The organism is Alteromonas sp. 38 (assembly GCF_902506055.1).
GTDB classification, from domain to species: Bacteria; Pseudomonadota; Gammaproteobacteria; order Enterobacterales; family Alteromonadaceae; genus Alteromonas; species Alteromonas lipotrueae.
The window spans coordinates 1,646,321-1,667,258 of the sequence record NZ_LR733300.1 but is presented as its reverse complement, the minus strand read 5'-3'; the positions used below and the strand labels follow the sequence as shown (position 1 = coordinate 1,667,258).

General features: G+C 40.4%; 20 protein-coding genes and 1 other RNA gene. 9 read left to right on the top strand and 12 right to left on the bottom strand.

The features are described 5' to 3' along the window. The first annotated feature begins 191 nt into the window (after positions 1-191). On the top strand, positions 192-2,162 hold the full coding sequence (locus FLAVO9R_RS07165; RefSeq protein ID WP_159530035.1) for a BCCT family transporter: 1,971 nt from the start codon (positions 192-194) through the stop codon (positions 2,160-2,162). 34 nt (positions 2,163-2,196) lie between these two features. Beyond that, on the top strand, positions 2,197-2,676 hold the full coding sequence (locus FLAVO9R_RS07160; protein ID WP_159530033.1) for a MarR family winged helix-turn-helix transcriptional regulator: 480 nt from the start codon (positions 2,197-2,199) through the stop codon (positions 2,674-2,676). Between the two features lie 154 nt (positions 2,677-2,830). On the opposite strand, the gene FLAVO9R_RS07155 is transcribed toward FLAVO9R_RS07160, so the two are convergent. Further along, positions 2,831-3,202 (bottom strand): RnfH family protein, encoded by a 372-nt coding sequence (locus FLAVO9R_RS07155; protein WP_159530031.1) that lies wholly within the window; start codon positions 3,200-3,202, stop codon positions 2,831-2,833. Then, the gene (locus FLAVO9R_RS07150) at positions 3,199-3,630 is read right to left on the bottom strand and encodes a type II toxin-antitoxin system RatA family toxin (protein WP_013783879.1); all 432 of its coding nucleotides are present in this window, start codon (positions 3,628-3,630) and stop codon (positions 3,199-3,201) included. The genes FLAVO9R_RS07155 and FLAVO9R_RS07150 overlap by 4 nt, the downstream gene beginning before the upstream one ends. A 213-nt stretch (positions 3,631-3,843) precedes the next feature. Here FLAVO9R_RS07150 and smpB point away from each other — a divergent pair, with 213 nt between their 5' ends. After that, entirely contained in the window at positions 3,844-4,323 is a 480-nt protein-coding gene (gene smpB / locus FLAVO9R_RS07145) for an SsrA-binding protein SmpB (protein WP_013783878.1), read from the top strand. A 26-nt stretch (positions 4,324-4,349) separates the two neighbouring features. Here the strand turns inward: smpB and FLAVO9R_RS07140 are convergent, their stop codons facing one another. Further along, positions 4,350-5,711 (bottom strand): NADH:flavin oxidoreductase/NADH oxidase family protein, encoded by a 1,362-nt coding sequence (locus FLAVO9R_RS07140; RefSeq protein WP_232370601.1) that lies wholly within the window; start codon positions 5,709-5,711, stop codon positions 4,350-4,352. Between the two features lie 130 nt (positions 5,712-5,841). On the opposite strand from FLAVO9R_RS07140, the gene ssrA reads away from it, so the two are divergent. Beyond that, positions 5,842-6,199: a transfer-messenger RNA gene (gene ssrA / locus FLAVO9R_RS07135) on the top strand. Positions 6,200-6,364: 165 nt separating this feature from the next. After that, the gene (locus tag FLAVO9R_RS07130; RefSeq protein WP_159534467.1) at positions 6,365-7,591 is read left to right on the top strand and encodes an integrase domain-containing protein; all 1,227 of its coding nucleotides are present in this window, start codon (positions 6,365-6,367) and stop codon (positions 7,589-7,591) included. Between the two features lie 70 nt (positions 7,592-7,661). Here the strand turns inward: FLAVO9R_RS07130 and FLAVO9R_RS07125 are convergent, their stop codons facing one another. Both FLAVO9R_RS07125 and FLAVO9R_RS07120 read right to left on the bottom strand, forming a co-directional pair. Further along, on the bottom strand, positions 7,662-8,426 hold the full coding sequence (locus FLAVO9R_RS07125) for a BRO family protein (RefSeq protein WP_159530027.1): 765 nt from the start codon (positions 8,424-8,426) through the stop codon (positions 7,662-7,664). A 337-nt stretch (positions 8,427-8,763) separates the two neighbouring features. Beyond that, positions 8,764-9,612: a hypothetical protein gene (locus tag FLAVO9R_RS07120; protein WP_159530025.1), complete on the bottom strand. Its 849-nt coding sequence runs from the start codon at positions 9,610-9,612 to the stop codon at positions 8,764-8,766. Positions 9,613-9,790: 178 nt separating this feature from the next. Here FLAVO9R_RS07120 and FLAVO9R_RS07115 point away from each other — a divergent pair, with 178 nt between their 5' ends. Together FLAVO9R_RS07115 and FLAVO9R_RS07110 are read left to right on the top strand one after the other, a co-directional pair. After that, entirely contained in the window at positions 9,791-10,636 is an 846-nt protein-coding gene (locus FLAVO9R_RS07115) for a DNA-processing protein DprA (protein WP_159530023.1), read from the top strand. Between the two features lie 27 nt (positions 10,637-10,663). Continuing rightward, entirely contained in the window at positions 10,664-12,046 is a 1,383-nt protein-coding gene (locus tag FLAVO9R_RS07110) for an HAD family hydrolase (RefSeq protein ID WP_159530021.1), read from the top strand. Positions 12,047-12,135: 89 nt separating this feature from the next. Here FLAVO9R_RS07110 and FLAVO9R_RS07105 read toward each other — a convergent pair whose 3' ends face one another. The 5 genes from FLAVO9R_RS07105 to FLAVO9R_RS07085 all read right to left on the bottom strand — a co-directional run bounded on the left by FLAVO9R_RS07105 (position 12,136) and on the right by FLAVO9R_RS07085 (position 16,090). Then, entirely contained in the window at positions 12,136-13,521 is a 1,386-nt protein-coding gene (locus FLAVO9R_RS07105) for a DUF3427 domain-containing protein (protein ID WP_159530019.1), read from the bottom strand. A gap of 66 nt (positions 13,522-13,587) precedes the next feature. Beyond that, positions 13,588-14,154: a recombinase family protein gene (locus FLAVO9R_RS07100; RefSeq protein WP_159534465.1), complete on the bottom strand. Its 567-nt coding sequence runs from the start codon at positions 14,152-14,154 to the stop codon at positions 13,588-13,590. 164 nt (positions 14,155-14,318) lie between these two features. Next, entirely contained in the window at positions 14,319-15,419 is a 1,101-nt protein-coding gene (locus tag FLAVO9R_RS07095; RefSeq protein WP_159530017.1) for a tyrosine-type recombinase/integrase, read from the bottom strand. Next, the gene (locus FLAVO9R_RS07090) at positions 15,409-15,897 is read right to left on the bottom strand and encodes a helix-turn-helix domain-containing protein (RefSeq protein WP_159530015.1); all 489 of its coding nucleotides are present in this window, start codon (positions 15,895-15,897) and stop codon (positions 15,409-15,411) included. The genes FLAVO9R_RS07095 and FLAVO9R_RS07090 overlap by 11 nt, the downstream gene beginning before the upstream one ends. Then, on the bottom strand, positions 15,890-16,090 hold the full coding sequence (locus FLAVO9R_RS07085; RefSeq protein ID WP_159530013.1) for a helix-turn-helix transcriptional regulator: 201 nt from the start codon (positions 16,088-16,090) through the stop codon (positions 15,890-15,892). The genes FLAVO9R_RS07090 and FLAVO9R_RS07085 overlap by 8 nt, the downstream gene beginning before the upstream one ends. 332 nt (positions 16,091-16,422) lie before the next feature. Here FLAVO9R_RS07085 and FLAVO9R_RS07080 point away from each other — a divergent pair, with 332 nt between their 5' ends. Both FLAVO9R_RS07080 and FLAVO9R_RS07075 read left to right on the top strand, forming a co-directional pair. Beyond that, positions 16,423-17,739, top strand: a complete 1,317-nt coding sequence (locus FLAVO9R_RS07080; RefSeq protein WP_159530011.1) for an FRG domain-containing protein — start codon at positions 16,423-16,425, stop codon at positions 17,737-17,739. Positions 17,740-17,915: 176 nt separating this feature from the next. Beyond that, complete coding sequence (locus FLAVO9R_RS07075) at positions 17,916-18,392, top strand: hypothetical protein (protein WP_159530009.1); 477 nt, start codon at positions 17,916-17,918, stop codon at positions 18,390-18,392. An 80-nt stretch (positions 18,393-18,472) separates the two neighbouring features. On the opposite strand, the gene FLAVO9R_RS07070 is transcribed toward FLAVO9R_RS07075, so the two are convergent. Further along, entirely contained in the window at positions 18,473-19,372 is a 900-nt protein-coding gene (locus tag FLAVO9R_RS07070; protein WP_159530007.1) for a hypothetical protein, read from the bottom strand. A 560-nt stretch (positions 19,373-19,932) separates the two neighbouring features. Next, positions 19,933-20,919, bottom strand: a complete 987-nt coding sequence (locus FLAVO9R_RS07065; protein WP_159530005.1) for an AraC family transcriptional regulator — start codon at positions 20,917-20,919, stop codon at positions 19,933-19,935. Positions 20,920-20,938 lie beyond the last annotated feature (19 nt).

Below are 20,938 nucleotides of genomic sequence, written 5' to 3'. Positions count from 1 at the left end.
CTACTCTAACGATTATTTATTAACTTATACTTTAGTTTTTACCCGTTCTATAACGTGAATTTATAAAAGTGCTATTCATTTAAAGAATCAGCTCTAATAATTACAATCAAAGTTTATAAAAGTTGTTCCATACTGTATATTTCTGCGTAATAACTCTAAGTCGACAGAAAAGAGAAAGGACGAGTATTAGCGTGAGCGAAACTGAGAACACATCACCTTTAAACAAACCCGTGTTTTACACATCTTCCATAATTATTGCCTGCCTGCTCATTTTTGCGGCAGCTTTGCCTGAAACTGCAGATTCACTTTTCAAAACTATACAATCAGTCATTGTGACTAATGGCAGCTGGTTTTATGTACTTACGGTAGCAATTGTATTGTTATTTGTAGTTTATCTGGGCATGTCTCGCTATGGTGAAATTAAGCTGGGCCCCGACCACGCATTACCAGAATTCAAGTTCACTACGTGGCTATCTATGCTATTCGCTGCCGGTATGGGTATAGGACTTATGTTTTTTGGTGTCGCCGAGCCCCTGATGCACTTTTTAGCACCACCGACGGCCCAAGCTGAAAGTATTGATGCTGTGCGCGAAGCAATGAAAACGACCTTTTTCCATTGGGGTGTGCATGCTTGGGCAATTTATGCTGTGGTGGCGCTGATATTGGCCTACTTTGCATACCGACAGAATTTACCGCTAACCTTACGTTCTGCCCTATACCCGTTAATCGGTGACAGAATTTACGGATGGCCAGGCCATGTTGTCGATATTTTTGCCGTTACCTCTACCGTGTTTGGTGTTTCAACATCACTAGGGTTAGGCGCATCTCAAGTTAATGCGGGCTTTAATTACTTATTCGGCTTACCTTCAAATACCACTGTTCAAATAATAATTATGGCAGCGGTTATCGGCTTAGCCGTCATCTCTGTAGCAACAGGACTAGATAAAGGTATTCGTATTCTATCTGAGACCAACATGGTTTTAGCCATTTTACTGCTTCTTATCGTTCTAGTATTAGGCCCAACAGTATTTTTACTACAAGCCTATATGCAAAATACGGGGGCGTACTTATCTGACTTAGTTAGAAACACCTTCAATTTATTTGCCTATGACAAAACTGATTGGATTGGTGGCTGGACCATCTTCTATTGGGGCTGGTGGTTAGCCTGGGCACCTTTCGTAGGCTTGTTCATTGCGCGTATTTCATACGGTCGTACTATTCGTGAATTTATCTTAGGTGTGTTACTTATCCCATCTGCCTTTACGCTTTTCTGGATGACTGTATTTGGTAATGGTGCTATCGACCAAGTACTCGTGCATGGTAAGGATATATTAGCCACCATGGTCAACGAGGATAGTGCTGTCGCGCTATTCGTGTTCTTAGAGCAATTCCCGTTCTCGTCGGTATTAAGCTTTATTGCCGTAATAATGGTAATCGTGTTCTTTGTAACATCGTGCGATTCTGGGGCAATGGTAGTAGACATGCTATGTTCGCATGGTAGAAACGACACGCCACTGTGGCAGCGAATTTACTGGGCTGTTGGTGTAGGTGTGGTAAGTGCGGTTCTGCTCTATGCGGGTGGTTTGGGGGCACTTCAAACCATGACAATTGCATCGGCACTGCCCTTCGCAATAGTGTTACTCATAGCGATAGTGGGGCTGTTGAAGGCGCTACGGGTAGAAGCCTATAAGCGTGAAAGCTTACAAGTGCTTGCCGGAACGCCGCAGCATAATGACGGTGATAAAAACTGGAAAGATAGGTTAGAGAACATAGTAACCTTTCCCGATGAAGCCGTAGTTAGGCGCTATTTACAGAAAATTGTGAAACCCGCCATGACAGAAGTTGGGAAAGAGTTCGAAACACAGCAATTTGAAATTGTGATTGATGAAACCGAAGAGGCGTTGATGTTAACCGTCACTATGGGAAGCGATCCTGATTTTGTATACGCAGTGTACCCTTCGGTTACTCATCAGCCAGAATTTGGCCCGAGTGACATGCCAGAGGTAGACGAAGGCGAAAAGCCCACGTACTATCGCGCAGAAGTTCACTTAAGTGAAGGTGGTCAAAACTACGACATTATGGGATGGTCTAAGATCTCAGTCATTAATGACGTTATTGATCAATTTCAAAAGCATCAACACTTTATCCATTTGCTTAAGTAGTTTGGGTTAGGGTTGCAGATTTATTAGGAATAAAATGCGAAAAGAAGAAGAATTGTTGGTTGCTCTACGGCGCGTGATCCGCGCCGTCGATTTACGCAGCAAGCAGTTGAGTAAGCATGTTGGGCTAACAGGCCCACAATTATTGGTAATGCAAAATATTCAAGAGAAGCCAGGTATTATGGTGCGAGAAATTGCTGAGAACATAAACCTGAGCCCTGCGACCATTACTAATATTCTTGATCGCCTTGAAGGCAGAGATTTAGCAACCCGTATTCGAAGTACACAGGATAAGCGCAAAGTTGGCGTATTCCTTACTGAGAAAGGAAAGGTAGCAGTTGTGAACGCGCCTCGCCCACTTCAAGAACACTTCGTGGAGCGTTTTTCGCAGCTAAAAGAATGGGAGCAAAGCCAAATGGTTGCTACTGTTCAGCGAATTGCGAGCATGATGGATGCAGAAGATATTGACGCATCACCGTTTCTTGAGCTTGGTAGTATTTCAGAAAAACTTAACTAGCGCTTAGTGCAGATTGTTTGAGTTAATTAGCTCGGGCAGTGCTTACGATAAACTGAAACAAAACAGCCAGCATATGCTGGCTGTTTTTATTTGTACTCATAAAAACTTATTTCTACGGGTAGAAAATCTCTATTTAACGGGCTTAACCAAAGCTTCAATCAGTTTGCTTGCCAGTTTGTCTATCAGTGGCCTTCAAAGGGTTAACCCTGCCGCCAGTCACTTTATCGGCGCGGCCTTCTTCTTTGGCTTTTTCAGCGCGGCGTTTTCTAATTTCTTTAGGGTCGGCAATAAGTGGGCGGTAAATTTCTATTCTGTCGCCATCCTTAACAGTATCGCGCAATTTAACCACGCTGCTCCAAATGCCGACTTTGGTGCTCGATAAATCAATATCTGGGTATTCATTTAACAGGTTCGAAGCATGGATTACCTCTTCCACTGTTGCGCCTTCCTTTATCGACACATCAACCAAAGATTGCTTAGTAGGAAGTGCATAGGCCACTTCAATATGCATTAAGCCTTCACTCACGCGTAAACACTCCTAGCACGTTCGGTGAACGCTACAACCATATTGGCCGCCAAATTGTTGAAGATTTTGCCAAACGCCATTTCTACTAACTTATTGGTAAATTCAAACTCAAGGTTTAACTCTATTTTACAGGCTTCGTCAGATAACGCTGAAAACGTCCAACCGCCGGTTAAATAGCGAAACGGACCATCGACAAGCTGCATATCTATACGCTTACCTGGTTCAAGTTCGTTATGGGTAGTGAACCACTGCTTAATGCCTGCTTTTGCCACTAACAATGAGGCTTTCATGTTTTCACCAGATGCTTCTAAAACCTTGCTGTCTCGACAACCTGGTAAGAACTGCGGGTAAGCCGCAACATCGTTTACCAAGTCGAACATAGCCTGGGCGCTGTGTGCTACCAATGCACTGCGTTGTATACTCGCCATGTACTTCACTATATAAATACCGAAAGGCGCATTATATCATAGAAAAAATACCACAGAAAAAACCCTTCTCTCATCTTCGCTTTTTCCGTTTCGCCCCCACATCGTTATGTAAGGCCACAATACCTTTTTGCACTAAAAAATATTAGTAAATGAACTAATAAATATTGCTATAGGTATACAGACATTCTTACGACAATCAGTATAATAGCGAGCATGAAAAAGAATAAAGCCAACAAAAACACCACAGGTACCATCGCGCAAAACAAAAAAGCGCGCCACGACTATTTCCTAGAGGACAAATTTGAAGCAGGTATTCAGCTTCAAGGCTGGGAAATTAAAAGTATTCGCTCAGGTAAAGTTAACATTTCCGATTGCTATGTGATTATTCAAAATGCCGAAGCTTATTTAGTAGGTTGTCGCATAAGCCCGTTAAACCAAGCCTCTACTCACGTTGTGTGTGAACCTGAACGTGCGCGTAAATTGTTATTGAAAAAGCGCGAACTAGACCGACTTATGGGTGCAAGAGACCGACAAGGTTACTCTATTGTAGCCACCGCCATGTATTGGAAGAAATGCTGGGTTAAGTTAGAAATCAATCTTGCCAAAGGTAAGCATGAACGAGACAAACGAGACTCATTGAAAGATCAAGACTGGCAACGTCAGAAAGAAAGAATGATGAAACACAGCGTTTAACGCTGTGTTTTACTTTTAGCTGCTCATTATTTATTGGGCTGATGCGCCCTAATATCACTTGTACTTGCACTAACTGAACTAGCACTTACTTTACTCGTATTATCAGCGCTAACGTTTTTGCCACTGCTATTTTCTTGGCTAGCAAGCTGGACACTACCATTTTTAGCAATAACATCACGCTTAGTCATAGACTTGCGGTGCAACATATCAAGCACTAAGCTCCACAATGGCGATGGCGAACGCAAGGTTGTTAAATTATTACCTAAACGCCTTAGCTGACGGCGAACCATTGCCATGTTTGCTAAACTTGCTAACGATTTATCTTTCCACGTACAGTGTGGAATAACACCAGAATAACGCCATTCTTGCTGCCATTTCTTGGCTAAATCAGGGGTAATGGCCAACGCACTGGCTAAACCCACCAGTGAACAACCTTGCTGAATCACTTCTTCAGCAACCTCAGCCCGCTTGATCCCCCCCGTTGTCATTAACGGAATATCGGTTTTAGTTTCAAGGGTGTGCGCAAATTCTAAGAAGTAAGCTTCACGTGCAAGCGTGGTATCGTCTCGAGTTTGCCCTTGCATGGCCGGCGCTTCATAACTACCGCCTGACAATTCCACTACATCAACACCTAATGCTTCTAAACGGCGTACTACTTCACAGGCATCATCAAAACTAAACCCATTGCGCTGAAAATCAGCAGAATTAAGTTTCACCATAACAATAAAGCCACTTGGGCATACCGCGCGAATTTGGCTAACAATATTAATCAGTAAACGCGCACGATTGATAATAGAACCGCCCCACTCGTCTTGTCGCTGATTGGTTAGTGGCGATAAAAATTGGGTGAGTAGATAACCATGGGCCGCGTGAATTTCAACGCCATCAAAACCCGCTTTTTGCGCTTGCACTGCGGTTTCGACAAAGCGTTTGCACACATCGTGAATGTCTTGGCAGGTCATTTCTTTTGGAACGGCAAACAGTTTTGAGTGTTTACCCATCTTAAGAGGTACAGCCGAGGGCGCGATGGCTTTGCCTTGCATAGCCTTAAATACCTGACGACCAGGGTGATTAATTTGCATCACCGCCAGCGCGCCATTTGACTTAATAATTTTAGCCCAGCGCTCGAACGGTTCTAAGGGAGAGTTTTTATCTAGCACAACACCGCCCGGGCCTGTCATCGACTCGCGATCGACCATCACGTTGCCCGTAATAACCATGCCCAAGTTTCCATGCGCCCAGTACCGGTAAAGCGTATACAGCGCACTACCAGGAAGACAGCCCGCACTCGACATGTTCTCTTCCATCGCCGCTTTTACAAGGCGATTACGTACCACTACCCCGCAAGGTAAGGTATAAGGCGTATATATTATTGAGTCTGAAGGCATTGGCACATCAATTGTAATTTTAAGCCGGTACACTTTAATGGTTATTGACGATAAATGCATCTTTTGAAAGCAAAATATAAAGAAATCATTTAACCGCAAGCAAGTTATGTTATACTTCGCTTTCACACTCGGGGCTGATTAGGATTCGACAGGATCTTGGAAGCCGGAGGTGCATGCAGAGGTGCGGCTGGCCTCTTAAAAAAGCCGCATACAAATAGTCGCAAACGACGAAAACTACGCACTAGCCGCTTAATAACCGGTATAGGCCCTTCCACCACAGCTTTGTTTGCTAGCGTGGATTCGGAAGGTCATCCAAGCAAACTAGCGAGGGAAACTCTCCTGAGGTTGAACCGCGAAATAGTATCGGGACAGCTACCAAGAACCCTGTTTGTCGGGGTCTAAAGTAGTTAAAGAAAAGACAAACTAAGCATGTAGTACCAAAGGTAGACATTTTCTGGACGCGGGTTCAAATCCCGCCAGCTCCACCAATTCTACATTTAAAGACGTCCTAGGGCGTCTTTTTTTGTGTCCGCACCGCAGTAAAATCAATAACTTAGCGTATTTTAACGTTCAATAGCTTCCCTTAGCTTCTTTGATTTTTAGGTACACCATTGGGTACACTACGCAAACTAGATGAAATTGGTGTACCCATTATGGCAAAAGTTACTACACGACTATCTGATAAAGAAATCAAATCTGCAAAGCCAAGCGAAAAAGAATATAACCTGTTTGATGGTGATGGCCTACGACTTCGTATTAAGCCAAATGGTTCTAAAAATTGGATATTTAATTATTACAGGCCTACTAGCCGTAAAAGAGCTAACCTCAGTCTAGGCAAGTACCCTGACCTATCATTAGCGAATGCTCGTAAAGCAACGCTTGAAGCAAACGAATTACTTGCGCAAGGCATAGACCCTCAAGAAGAGCGCAAACGTCAGCAACAGGAATATATGTCTGTCCACCAGCATACATTCAGTAACGTAGCTAAAGAATGGTTTGAAATTAAAAAGGACGATATTACACCTGACTACGCGGTTGATATCTGGCGCTCTTTAGAGCTACACATATTCCCTTCAATATCGAAAGTTCCGGTAAGTGCTATTACTGCCCCACAAATTATCGACTTACTTAAGCCAATTGAGGCTAAAGGCAGTTTAGAAACAGTAAAACGCTTATCACAGCGTCTAAATGAAATAATGAACTTCGCTACAAACTGTGGATTTATTCAAGCTAACCCACTTGTAGGAATTAAAGCAGCGTTTAAAAAGCCGAAAAAGGAAAACATGGCTGCATTGAAGCCAGCAGAACTACCTGAGCTTATGGGAGCAATTGCTAACGCTAGTATTAAGCGAACCACACGCTGTCTTATTGAGTGGCAACTCCACACAATGACAAGGCCGAGCGAAACATCTGGTGCTATGTGGAAAGAGATTGATATGGAAAGTAAGGTTTGGACAATTCCGTCGGAACGTATGAAAAAACGCAGAGATCAGCGTATTCCACTTACTGACCAAATGTTGGCTATTCTCGAAGTTATGAAGCCAATCAGCGGCCATCGTGAGTTCATATTCCCATCTGACCGTGACCCCAAAAAGCCATGTAATAGCCAAACAGCAAACATGGCCCTCAAACGAATGGGCTTCGCTGACCGACTAGTTAGCCACGGCCTACGATCATTAGCGAGCACCACGCTAAATGAACAAGGTTTTGACCGCGACTTAATTGAAGCAGCCCTTGCCCATGTAGATGACAACCAAGTGCGAAGTGCTTACAACAGAACTGACTATATTGAACGCCGTCGTCCGATGATGAATTGGTGGAGTGAACATATTATAGAAGCCGCATTAGGTAGCTATTCTGTAACTAAGATCAGATACTAAAAAAACTTTCTAATGCATTCGTGAGACGGAACCTCACTTTACTTTTTAATATCTCAATACAAAAACACGTTTAGTCGGTGTTTCTCAGAATTTTTTGTACCGCCTCGGTGATGACATAATCTGGAAATCGCACGATTTCCGTTCCGTTTTCTAATAATTTTTTGGTTGGTTCACTGTGCTCTATACAAATTTTTAAACACCAGCCAAAAGCATGCTGCAAATCTAGGTCTTCAGGTACGTCATTCTTATAAAACTCGGAAACAGTCATAAATGTGATCCCTGCATCATCTCCCTTGAAAGTTTTTAATTGTGAAGTAAGTGTATTAAGCACTTCTTCGTGTTTCGCAAACCTTTCTTTAGTCTCTCGCTCGAGCCTTTCCCTCTCACCAATTTCCATCACGAGAGTTTTAGCAATTTTCATTACGTCAGATTCTTTCGTCACTATTGGAGGCGGGTACTCGCCATGTTTCAATATAGACGGCACTACATCATGATAGAGCCAGCGTTGAAATTTTTTACCTGCAGCACTTTTGTCGTGTGACAATACCCGGAACAACCCTGGTTGCGTCACGAATAACTCTTTTTTATCGAGATGGGAAAGCTCTTCATTTTCTATATAAATGAACTCGTCACTTTCTAAATCTTCTAAGCGACCTTTAATTATACTTAAGATCGACTGAGGCTTTTGTGTAACATCAATTTCCGTATTTTCACGATTCAGCGCGTTTTGAACATCTATAAGAGATATGTAGAGGATATCACCCCGCATAATAGTCTTGATGTCTGATAAACCTTCGGAGCCTTCGTAGCAAACCTTTATCAAACTGCTTTCCATTTCAACCCTTAAAATTTGATTAGATATTTAGCTCTATTCAAGAGCCACGATAGAGAGGTATATCACATCACTGAATGCTAAATTTTTCAAGTTTGCTGTGGTTTTACACCAGCTTTGTTCATTTTTCCGAGAGCGGTATAATAGCAACTAATTTTATAATAAATCAGGTCTATAAAATTTCAATGATCCTTCCCTGGTTTACATAGTATTTCAGATGGGCTAATAAATCACCAGCTTCTTGTTACATATTGTAAGCGCTACATGTTACTAACTTTGGTAAAAAAAATTGTTAATACACTCAAGCAAATTTTATTTCCACTAGTTTAACTTGATAAGTTTAGTCTTCATCTAATGAGATATAAATTCGTTCTATATTCCAAGGCTCAATGATTTTTCTATTTTTCTGTGAGTTCCAAAAGCACTTTCCAAACAATATTATTCCAGCACCTTCTACATCGCGTTTTTCAGCTATTTTAAAACGCTTAAGTAGGTTGTCTCTGTGTCTGCTAATTGGAATACCTATATCATCGCAATCGGCAGGATTTAACCACTCTATTTCTGAATCGGAATGCGAAATCGTGCCCCAAAACATCTTAGGCTTCGCACTTCTAGAGTTATCAGCAGCTTCTGCGTTAGCGAAATTTACAAACAAATTTTTAGCTTTGTAATGATACTTATCGTCTAAAAGAATCTTAGCTTCAGAGTCCCCCAAGTCGCTTCCGCGCATCAAGCTATTTAACGCTTTTTCCATACCTAACTTATTGTTTATACCAGCAGCAGTTGAGCTCGAGTTTGATTTACTGTCATTAATGTCCCTCGGTTCAGCCTGAACATTTCTAGCGTGATTACTTGTTATTGATAAGCTCAAATCACTCGTAAAAAATTCAAAATGTACTTCCTCTGAATGAATCAGAATTTCATTTACCTCCCGAGAGTGACTTACCTCGCGCTCGAGCTGCTTTGATGGACGCCCTTCACCGCAGCCTTCAACGTGATATCTCGATCCAAAGCAAGCGGCTTTACCATCCTTACTTTTTTTTCTATAGAAGGCCTCTGCTCCACATTTAGGATTTGGACACTGTAAATACTGCCTCAATTTCCCTATATCTGAATCTGATAGCCTCTGAAAACTTAAAATGTTGTAAATCTTGCGCTCTTCTCCATAAGTACACACAGCATCAATCATTTAATCGTCCTCTAAGTTAGTGTAACCTAATGCTTTTTCACCACTTATACAATCCAGTTGGAACGTATTACCACTTTGATAATACAAAATTTAAATAATAATAACTGGTATATAGATAATAACCATATTCACTTACTGCTTTCGAATGCACTATTTGATTGGTGACTGGAGAATAAATGTGACTAATTTGAATAAGCATCAAAAACTTGCCTGGTGCCACGCTGCTTTGATATTGACCAAAAAAGTTCCTATTGGCAGTACCTCTGCGAATAATAAACTGAAAGATATGTTGTTGAATATAGGCTCTTTGGAAAATATTTATGACCAATATTTTGGAATGTTTCCAATAGAAGAAAGTATCCATACTCAATTAGAAAAGTCTTACAGCAAACTCAATTTCGATTTTAAAGTAATCACAATAAAAGACCCTGAATATCCACGAAAGTTACTTTCTGTAAACGGCGCGCCTCCAGTACTGTATTGCCGTGGCGATTTAAACCTTTTAAACGCAGATAAAACAATCTCATTTGTTGGGACACGCGAATTATATAACCCAGAGCACATAGAGCACGGGGATATTGTGATCGCTAGATTAATAAAAGCCGGTTATCAAGCAATCGTCAGTGGGTTAGCTGCTGGGTCAGATACATTAGGGCACCAGTCTGCATTAAAACATTCAGGTAGAACAATCGCAGTTCTAGGAACACCTTTAGATAAATACTTTCCAAAAGAAAACAGAAAGCTACAGGATCTAATTGCTGAGCAACATTTGATTGTATCCGAGTACCCCATAGGTATTCGAAGTTTCGGCTCTTACTTTGCAAACAGAAATCTAACAACCGTAGGACTATCAAGTGAGGGAGTAATTGTGGCGCGCGCGGGTGATAGAAGTGGAACACAGCATGCTATCAAGCATTGTGTTGAGCAAGGTAAACAGTTATATGCATTAGAAAACAATATATATGAGCCTGATTATCAGTGGGTTCGGAAGTATAAAGACGTTTTGAAAATAATAAACCGATAAGTTTGAGATAATTACAAAGGACGGTAAATGAAGCTACTCATATTCGATTTAGACTTAACTCTTGTTAACACTACCAATTGCCAGGATTATTTAAAAACCGCAGCCGGCAGAGAACAGATTGTTACTCTGTTGAACACTAGGGAAGTAGCAACATCGTTGTATTTTCCTGATACCGCTGAATATATAAATTCACTCGTCGCGCGATTTGAAAGTGGTGAGACAGATGCGCTTCCAATTATTGTTTCAGATTCGCCAAAACCGTACTGCGAAGCAGTTTTAGCGCAACACGGAATTAATATAAATTCTGAATATATTTTTGGCTCATCTCATAAGCCTTGTGTAAAAATAGAAGAAATATATGCGACTATTGACTCTTACTGTCTGGATGAGCTTGGTCCAGAAAAGAGTTTGGTAATTGGGGATAGCGCGAGAGACATTCATTTTGCGCATATTATTGGTTCCCCCTCTATTTGGACCGCCTGGAGCTATATCGAATCTGATTATATGTTTTCGCCAAAAAGTGCTATACCGACTTACGATGTATCAAACCTAAATCAACTAAAAAATTTAGTAGAATCATATCTATCTGACTGGGAAAAAGCATGTGAGTATCAAAAAATAGATTTTAAGAAACACTGGAAAATTGAGTCAGTTAACATAGATAATTTTACTCAGCACCAAGTAGAAGATATTGGCTTTGTTAAACATTATGTCCCAGAAGCGCTAAACACTAACAATCAAGAATATATATCAACATTCTTTGAAGTTCATTGGATGATGAAACCGGCTAAAGATGTTCGTAAAAGTGATCTATGGAATAACACTCCACAACAATTTTTCACAAAGAATGGTCAATTCACTAAAGCCAACCGCTTGATGAGTGCAGCAGGAAGTTACAAACACCAATTTATGGAGTGGTTAGATCAGAAAGGTATAACAGGGAAAGTGTTACTTGTTCCCGTGCCAAGTAGTGTTCCAGCGGAATGTAATAGGACGCACACTATGAATCTAATAGCCCAATGGTGGACAAACTGGCTAAATGAAACAACGCCCAAACCAAACTATGAACTAGTACACCAAGAGCTAGTCGTAGAACGTTTTCAACCCAAGGAGCCTTCTCATAGAACGAATGGTGAACGGTCTATCGAAGTGCAGCTTTCCACGATGGGAGTCTTTACTGAAGCGAAGAGTGAACTTGTTGATGATATTTCAAGTGTCATATTTTTGGATGATGTCGCGACTTCCGGTCAAAGCATCAATGCAATGGCTACAATCTTTCGAGAGCTCGGTGTGGTGCACCACGATATTCCGCTGTTCGGCTATGTTTGGTTCAAAACCCACCACCCTACTCCAGACATTAATTTAGATGAGCTAATTGCTCTTGCCGATAGAGTCGCTGCTGAAAACTGAGAAAATGAAAGCCCTTTTTAAACGTCTCTTTAGGCGACTTACAAATGGGCTTACATTTATGCGTTTTATCGAGCTACTTTTTACAATTATTACCTGGGATAGGCTTTAAAATTTTCAGGTTTTAACTTGAAGTTTTGGTTCACTGGACCATTAATAGCATAAAACTCTGCTGTTTTATTTGCTTCATCTAAGTTGTAAACACGATAGATCCAGTACTGATCACCTTTTTCTAAGGAAACGTTACATTCGTTCTGTGATATGAAGAATGGAGTTCGTTTTGACAGTTTGGTTGTCTTTACCTCAATAAACTTCTTCGCACCATATACATCAAATGAGACAATGTCATAGCCTGCACAATCATTCGTCACGGCCTCGTGCTTCACCAGTTCTGCCAAATCCCACCGGCCCTGCGCTGTTAAAGTCTGAACTTCATGCTGTAATATTAACTTTTCACCTGCTAGTCCTAGGTTACGGTTCTTGTCATCCCGCTCGGCCCAATCTATTTTGGTTTTATGCGCTGATCTGCTTTTTAATTTTTGGCCTTCGTTAAGGTGAGTGGGCGCATCTCTTTTAACCAACGTCATAGAATCAACATCAGATATAAGTGAATCCGCTGATGAGTGACCATGGTCCCATTCATATAGTGATCTTAAAACTTCGGGCGCAGGTGACTGATAATTTAAAACCTTAAAAATAACCTCTACCGGTTTATCTTTTCTGTCGAGTGGATAGCTATAATTCACGTAATATAACTCCCCGACAAATGTGAATGGTTGTGATTTACCTCTAAGTTTTTCTTTGACTCGAGCAAAAAGAACCACAGGACTTCCATTGATAATCATTTGCATATGCGGGGTTTGAGGTGTGTTGTTATTTTGCGACTCCCATTGGAACATCTTTCCGCCAAGAGTGAATCTATCTCTATACTTATGCTCATTTTCTTTGCCACCCTTATCTAGAGTAACGAACAACACAACACAATTCTGAAAACGAGCCACTCCAGAAATATCTCTTCCTTGCCCGGGGACTAGGACTTCTCCAAAACTAAATGACTCTAACTTTGAAAATGACTGGCCAATTTTAAATCTCGAATAGTTAAAGAATTCATCTTCGCGCTTAAGGTTGATTTCTTTTTTCTGTTTAGATTCAATATTGAACCCTAAGTTTAAAAGAGCTCGGAAACACTCGCTTTCAACTCCACCTTTAAAGTGCTTAGAGAGAACTTTAAACCCATAATAATTGCTCAACGCTAGACCAAAAATGGCTTTTGGTGGATATCTCTTCTTTTTAATTATTACATCATAATTTGTTGAGTCATCGAAAGATTCTATTTTGCATCCAACGTTTTCATATTGAATTGCTGCTGCTTCAATATCTTGTGTTGATAGTGGTTTAGCTAAAGTGGAGATACCTTTAATTAAGCCGGATTTCTCAGAAATCGTGACGTTATTGCCTAACTTTTTTTTGAGTTCCATCGATATATTCCCTTTCATTACACTCTAGTATTAAACAGTTTTTTTTGGGATTTCCACAGGTGAATTTTATTTGTTCCAATGCCTTTTTACAGTCGCAATACCCAAGTCGAGAACCTCTGCAGTCCTTGACTGAGACAGCCCTTCAGCTTTCTTGGCCTGAACCGAGAGTGTTGTTGCCTTTGCCACTGGCCGACCGAGTTTTCTTCCCTCTGCTTTCACTCGCTCAAGCCCTTCTTTTGTTCTCTCTCTAATCCTATTACGCTCGAACTCAGCAAATGCTGAAAACATTTGCAGCATCAGCTTTCCTTCTGCGCTTGAAAGATCAGCCACCGGCAAATCTAAGCAAACTACTTTTACACCTTTTCCAGTTAGTAGATTTATAGTACTTTGTACATCTATGTTATCTCGCCCCAAACGATCCAGCTTTAGGACAACAAGCATATCCTCTTTTTCCAACTGGTGATTGATAAGCATCTTAAACTTCTCTCGCTTCAATGCTTCGACCGACCCAGAAACAGTTTCGCTAACAATTCGTGAATCAATCACTTCATAACCTTTCTGACGAATAGCTATGACTTGGTTTTCTGCCGTTTGCTCTGTGGTAGAAACTCGACAATAAGCAAATATACGCATTATATATTCAACTCTCTTTTTGGAATCATTTAATGGGGCATCATATACTTTTGGTATCATTTTTAAAAGACCCTATTTTAATGATACCGATCCAGTAATCAAAAAACTGGTATCAACATACGAATGTTTATTGATACCAGCTGAGATTGACCTACTTATGGAAATTATATATTCCCTTTCATTTGCTGGAACTGCATGAACTGTTTAAATTGTTCTTCCATATCAGGTGAAGTATTTTGTGTAGGCTTCGACAGTTTTCGAAGCAGTTCGGCTTGTTTATAGTCGGGAACATCTCCATAACTATAAAAACTTGTAAGTACACTTTCATGCCCTAGATTCTGACTCCACGCCTTAAACTCTTCTGGTGTCTGACAAAGCTTCTCACCTAATCGCACTAAGGTATTTCGAAAACTGTGTGGATTGAAATATGGTAATCCAGCTAGGGCGAACGCTTGCGCAAATATTTTACGAATCGGATTGGCATTGCTCCAATGCTCTTCAAGTAACCCTACCGCTTCAAATTGCTGATTAGCATCATGAGCCAGCTTTGTTTTTGGAAACAATGGTGAATTCTGTTTGTATCCTAATTCAGTCACTAAGTAATCAACCCAATCAGCTAGTATTTTATGTGGCAACTCTCCTACTGGGAAAAAGTAAGTAGTAAATGTTTTACTAAATTTAGTATTCACGTCTCTAGCATCTTGATAAAAGCTATTGTCAGCGAGGTCAACATGCTTAATTTTTGCAGAGGCAACTGCTCCGTCTCGCGCACCAGTCAATATAACAAATGCTATTAGAGCTCTGTCTCGCATTTCAATTGAAGTCGAACAAGCCATTCCTTCTAGAGTTTTAACGATTTGTTCAATTGTCGCCACACTCCTTTTACGCTTTGCATTTCCAATTCGAGTGTCTTTTTCCGATAGATTGAAATATTCGATGTCACTATAGTTAACTTTTGCGCGATATCCTTTTTGAGTAGCTAAGTACTGGAAAAACGCTTTTAGGTGACGGGTCGCTGTAAGCACAGTTGCCTTACTCAGTTTTTCACCAGTTGCTAGAGACTTTTTGCTAAGAAGATTCTTCTTAAAAGCAATCGCATGCTTCGCCCTAAATTTCCTAAAGTCTAAATACCCTGTGCAATCTTCAAAGCGATTTATAGATTTGAGAGCACCATCAACCGTCGAGTCATCTAAGCGCTTAGCTTCCTTCAAAAACTTTGTATATTCGTAGATAACTCGGGCATTATTTGTACTATTATTTTTCATCACTAGAAACCTCGCTGAAAGGACAATTTAAGAGCTTTTGTCCTCTTAGGACTATGTGTTTTTCTGCTATCGGTAATTTACCCTTCAGATCTTTCCAAATATCATTGACGTCGCGCCAAGAAACATATTTATTCATTCGAGTGTCACACTCTTCGCAAGCACCCGTCATGTGCGCCATTCCTGCTGGTTTAGCGATAAAGAGCACTGAATCGACTATGGGCTTCATTGGTTGCTTGCAACGGAAACAGCACATTTCATGATTCTCACAATCAAACATTGTTGCTCTACGCTTTTGCTTTAGATGGACCTTCAAATCTGCCCCATTTATCAAGAGAGGACGCTTGGCGTCAATGACTGGTAAGCCCACTCGAATCCAATTGCGTACTGTTTTATAGTGAACACCTAACGTTTCGCTGACATCAGCAACGGTATAGTTTCTATTGCTTTTGATACGGTTTGCTGTGAATCGTCTAGTCATGGCTACACTCCTTTGATTCAGCAACACGAGCATCAAGCCAATGTGCTATATCGGTGTGTAACCAACCTACAGCTCTCTCTCCTAAAGAAATGGAAAGCGGAAAGCTACCTTTATTCATACGTAGATAGATAGTACTGCGCGATAGACCAGTCACCTCAATGACTTCTGGTAACCGCATGATTTTATAAGACATAGTAAGTCCTCTTGGTTTGTTATTGGATGACCAAGAGGTTAAGATGAAAAGCTTGTTAAAAGGCTCATATGAGCCAAGCAAAAGCTCATATGAGTTTTTTACATAATCAAATAATTAGGGGTAATAACAACAATTTTGTGTTCGCCTTTCTCACAGTTTTGGAGCCATAGTCTATTGGCTACACCTTTTTAATTGCTGAGAAGGAGTTTCGATGTACTAGCTATCTTCATTCTAAATTGCTTACAATGTTCAACAATGAAAAAGCGAGAGAGCACTGGACTCCTCTGTCTTGCACTAGAACATTTTACAATCAACGAAGGGATTTTTAGCTAATGTATAACTTGCTAGTTACCGCGAGAGAAGGCGATTGGGATAAAGGACATTATGAGTTCGACAAGAGTCGAATTTTAGAATACACAAATGAAAAAATAGCCTTTGCTCTGAAAGATTTAACTAGCTCCAATATCGAAAAACTAAAAAGCTACCCAACTGTCTTCGCCTATGAGGGTGAGAAATCTGATTTTCAGATAGGCTCTATCCAATCTATCAAAGAGCGTGGCCGAAACATTCTGATAGAGTTTGAGTTTAGGGAGGATATCCCTCCTATTCCATTTGAAAAAATCAAGCCAATAGCGTCGCTACTGGATATCCGAAGTTGGGAAATGAACAGGACTCACTGGGCAGTTAAGGAAGAAAATCTATTCACAAGACTTCGGAAGATTGGCATAACAGTTAACGAGACGACGCCAAAAAAACTCAATCAGGGACGTCCAACAGCAGACAAATCGAAAAACCCCAAAATTACAACAGTACAGGGATTTATCGGAAAAGTACTTTCTCTTGAAGAGAGGGACGGCAACGAGGTCTTTTATAGAGGCCACTCTGATAAGATAAAGTACAAACTAGAACCATCTTTATTTCGGAGAGATGAAGAAGGAAATTACTTGTATAAAGACAATGAACACGTAATTTACCGAGAGTTGTTAGTTTCAAATTCAGCTGACTTTCAATCAGATGTTTATACGCTCGATAGTCTAGTACGAATGCAGCATTATTCACTTCCCACAAGATTGCTCGACATAACTTCTAATCCTCTAATCGCGCTTTATTTTGCTTGTAAGTCTTCGATTAACAAAGAAGGCGAAGTTGTGGTTTTTTCAATGAACAGAAAAAATGTGAAGTATTTTGACTCGGATGTTGCAAGCTGTGTTGCTAATCTAGCGCGTCTCCCTCAGACAGAGAAAGGCCAAATTGATTTCGATAGTGAGATTTTCAATGAGCAGCCAGCAATAAAGCGACTCCTTCATTTCATTAAGGAAGAAAAGCCTTTTTTTGAGCCCTCTATAAAGCCAGAAGATTTAAGAAGAATCATTTGCGTAAAAGGTAAACATAGCAATGATAGAATCTCATCACAGTCTGGTGCATTTCTGCTCTTTGGATTGGATGCTGTTTTTGATGAGGAAGGTACACCTGACATTAGCGTTTCGAGAATCACAGTTACAAACAAGAATTCAATACTTGAAGAGTTAGATTTACTCAATATTAATGAGAGTACTGTTTTTCCATACATTGAAAATTCAGCAAAATATGTTGCTCAAAAATTCAAGTTTGATAAAGCACGGTCATCGACGACTAAACATGATGGATGATTAAATAATATTTTATTTATACTTTATCTGGCTAAGTAAGAGTAAAAGGTTTCCCGTTGACCTTTTTAATTAATAAAATAAGCGTAGTTACTAAAAGGCGTTGTCTTACAAACAGAGAGAAGTTGAGCGTGACTCAGTATTCTCAGACCTCCCCCCTGTTTTATAAAGGAGTTTGAATGATCAAAATAGGATCAAAGGTGTGTCATATTGGGAGCTTAGAACATGGAATTGGAGAGGTAATAGAAATTGATGAGAATAATGGGAACTGTGAAGTAGTCTTCAAGAACGCTTCTTTTACAGGTGTCTCAAGTAAGAAGTTTGCTTTAGTAAGCGAGCTTTCTCCTGAACAAAAAGACTCTTTAACTAAAGTGCTCTCGAAGCAAGCACAGCAAAGAAATAGATTTAAGCCAAAGCAAAAGACTCCATCAATGAAGTTGCAAGATAAAGCCTTTGTAGTCATCGGGGGGATATTCTTTCTATTTTTCATTATGGTTGTAATTCGAGAGCTTTCTGGCAGCGGTATCCCATGTAATATTCAATATGAAAAGGCATGGGCTGCCTGTAACAATGATTATAACGGAAAGTGCGCATATTTAGGTCCTAAGTACAAACCATCATGTAGCGTTAAGAGTAATGAATTTTATCGTAACTAGTGGGTACAATCGTCACCAGCTAATTGATTTGAAAAAAATTAAAACTCATACCTGCTTAACAGGTATGAGTTGACCAAAACCTAAATATCTTCAACTTCACTCAATATTTTTCGCACAGTATTATTACATAGTGAGATCCCAGCATGATCCATCATATACCTTAATGGAGTTGTACCTCCCTTTTTACCAGGGTCTATACCATGTCCATGTAACAATACATTGATGAACTTTAGATAACTTCTTCTTTCTGGATGGTGAATCGGCCTATCTTCGTTTGTTTCTGATGAAGGAAGATTATTTATTGACGAAATAAAACGCTGAAGTTCCGTAGTTTTCAAAACGAGCTGATACGAATGTCTATCAAGCGGAATAGTGCTGCTGTTTTCGCCTTCCTTGAAAGGGTTGACTAATTCTGCAACTTGCTCAATTTCGTCAATACTGAAATTTTCAAATACTGTAAGCGGGTCATCAAACTGACTTCGACTCGTTAAGCCTTTCGACTTTAATAAGCTTTCTAACCTAGCCTCTTTTGATATTTGGGATTCTTCTGAGTTCGATACAAGGAGGGATTCCAAGAGTTTATAAACTCTGCCTTCGTGCTTTACATAGAAACCACTAAGTTCAGAAAGAACAGGACAATCTTCTTGAATCGCTAGTTGATAGAGCTTTCTTATTTCAAACCGTTCTTCGCCAACCATTGCTAAGTCATAGATACCGTCAAAAATATGTACTTGCTCATCAACTTCATCTGCCTGGACTGGTTCAATTTGTTCTTCATCATCTACCAGTTCAAGCGCTGGAACTAAATCGACTTTCTTAGCATAAGCCTGATTCGTTAAGCGGATTGATATACCCAAGTTGCCGTCTAACGCTAGCTCATATATGTCAGCGACTGATACCTGATCTTCAAAAGCCGAGGACAAATAATTGGCCGAGTCATTTAAAGAGAGATACTGTTTTAATTTCAAAAGTTTTTTCATTAATTTAACTTCACAGGTTTAGAAATTAGCAGCTACCGTTCAGATAAAAATTCACCTGATTACGTGCAACTACATATGGTTTATCAATTGGCGCTGACCGCCAAATTATCCCGTATCCTGAAGACTAAAACTATGAAAAATGAAGAAACTTAGGTTTAAGTAAAAAAGATAGGTACACCAGTGGGTACATGAAGAAAAATCAAACGGGGAATTATATTTAATATACAGATACTTACACAATCAATTCAACTTACGCCAGCCCACCAATTCAATAAATTAAGACGTCCTAGGGCGTCTTTTTTTATATGCCAATTCAACATTTAAGAACGCCTTATGGTGTCTTTTTTGGTGTTCGCTTTACGCATTGAAAAATCAATAACTTAGTGCACATTAAGGTTCAACAACTTCCTTTAGCTTCTTTAAATTGTAGGAACACGATTGGGTACACTATGTACAAAGGCAACCTACTACCAATCATCCAATCAGATAGGTTTACATTTACTAATAACCACAAGCAAAGCCGCATGCAACTTTTCTAATTTTAAATATGTCTGTCTTATTTAAAGCTCTGCCTTGTTTACCTGCTCTCGATAGGCTCGAAAACCTAACCCAGTCCATCTTTTAAATGCTTTCGCAAAGGCGCTGGCATCGTTGTATCCTAAGTATCGAGCAAGGCTTTCCTGTGTCACGTCTGGCCTTTGTATTTGACTTAGCGCATGTTGCTTGCGTATGGCCTGCGCCATAGTTAAGTAATTGGTTTCAGTCTCTTGAAGCCTACGTAAAAGCGTTCTTTCACTCACCGCTAAGCTAGCCGCTATTTGGCTACGAGTTAGCCAGGGCTGATTGAGCAATAGAGCTTCTACCTTTTCTAAGAAAGAGTGTGCAGTCAGTTGATTAAGTTGCTGACTTGCCAGTTCCAGCATTTGCGCTTGAATAGCGGGGTTCACTTCTCGTTGCTTAAAGTGCCAATCATTATCGCTGTATATAATGGCGTTTTGAGATTGATTAAAACTGACTTCCGCTTCACCAAAAACCTCATTATACAATGCTGTTGGTGCCTGCTGGTCGTGTTTAAAACAAACCGCTACTGGTGTGATATTTTTACCTGCTACCCATCTGGCACCTGTGGCAATACCCGCCATGATTGCTTCTATACGAACATCTACTGCAGCAGTAAACTTAGGTTCGTAGCGCACGCCCCACCCCAGCTTGTCACGAGACTTGGCAAATTGGCCTCCTTCTCCAATTAACGGTGAGTAACTAATAAGGCTGTCTACAGCCACACTTAGTGAGGGACTACTTAACAACAAAAAGCCCAAGGTGTCGAAGTTTTGTGGTTGCATGGCTAAACCAATGTGCATGCCAATGCCTTTGCTACCGTGTCGTTCGACCTCTAACCACAGTTTATCCTGAAGCATCAAAGGCAAGCGCTCTTCACCTTCGTGCTGTTGAATATTAGCCAGAAGCTTGCCTTCCATACGAATACCCAATTGTGCCAATTGGTTAAGAATTGCTTGCGTAAAGCTTTGAGTAACACTAGCTGCCATTATCTGCCCGAGTTTCCAA

Excerpts from the sequence above, each read along its gene's own strand:
- FLAVO9R_RS07160 (WP_159530033.1), top strand. The coding sequence starts at position 2,197 with ATGCGAAAAGAAGAAGAATTGTTGGTTGCTCTACGGCGCGTGATCCGC.
- FLAVO9R_RS07150 (WP_013783879.1), bottom strand. The coding sequence starts at position 3,630 with ATGGCGAGTATACAACGCAGTGCATTGGTAGCACACAGCGCCCAGGCT.
- smpB (WP_013783878.1), top strand. The coding sequence starts at position 3,844 with ATGAAAAAGAATAAAGCCAACAAAAACACCACAGGTACCATCGCGCAA.
- FLAVO9R_RS07140 (WP_232370601.1), bottom strand. The coding sequence starts at position 5,711 with ATGCCTTCAGACTCAATAATATATACGCCTTATACCTTACCTTGCGGG.
- FLAVO9R_RS07130 (WP_159534467.1), top strand. The coding sequence starts at position 6,365 with ATGGCAAAAGTTACTACACGACTATCTGATAAAGAAATCAAATCTGCA.
- FLAVO9R_RS07125 (WP_159530027.1), bottom strand. The coding sequence starts at position 8,426 with ATGGAAAGCAGTTTGATAAAGGTTTGCTACGAAGGCTCCGAAGGTTTA.
- FLAVO9R_RS07120 (WP_159530025.1), bottom strand. The coding sequence starts at position 9,612 with ATGATTGATGCTGTGTGTACTTATGGAGAAGAGCGCAAGATTTACAAC.
- FLAVO9R_RS07110 (WP_159530021.1), top strand. The coding sequence starts at position 10,664 with ATGAAGCTACTCATATTCGATTTAGACTTAACTCTTGTTAACACTACC.
- FLAVO9R_RS07105 (WP_159530019.1), bottom strand. The coding sequence starts at position 13,521 with ATGGAACTCAAAAAAAAGTTAGGCAATAACGTCACGATTTCTGAGAAA.
- FLAVO9R_RS07100 (WP_159534465.1), bottom strand. The coding sequence starts at position 14,154 with ATGCGTATATTTGCTTATTGTCGAGTTTCTACCACAGAGCAAACGGCA.
- FLAVO9R_RS07095 (WP_159530017.1), bottom strand. The coding sequence starts at position 15,419 with ATGAAAAATAATAGTACAAATAATGCCCGAGTTATCTACGAATATACA.
- FLAVO9R_RS07090 (WP_159530015.1), bottom strand. The coding sequence starts at position 15,897 with ATGACTAGACGATTCACAGCAAACCGTATCAAAAGCAATAGAAACTAT.
- FLAVO9R_RS07085 (WP_159530013.1), bottom strand. The coding sequence starts at position 16,090 with ATGTCTTATAAAATCATGCGGTTACCAGAAGTCATTGAGGTGACTGGT.
- FLAVO9R_RS07080 (WP_159530011.1), top strand. The coding sequence starts at position 16,423 with ATGTATAACTTGCTAGTTACCGCGAGAGAAGGCGATTGGGATAAAGGA.
- FLAVO9R_RS07075 (WP_159530009.1), top strand. The coding sequence starts at position 17,916 with ATGATCAAAATAGGATCAAAGGTGTGTCATATTGGGAGCTTAGAACAT.
- FLAVO9R_RS07070 (WP_159530007.1), bottom strand. The coding sequence starts at position 19,372 with ATGAAAAAACTTTTGAAATTAAAACAGTATCTCTCTTTAAATGACTCG.
- FLAVO9R_RS07065 (WP_159530005.1), bottom strand. The coding sequence starts at position 20,919 with ATGGCAGCTAGTGTTACTCAAAGCTTTACGCAAGCAATTCTTAACCAA.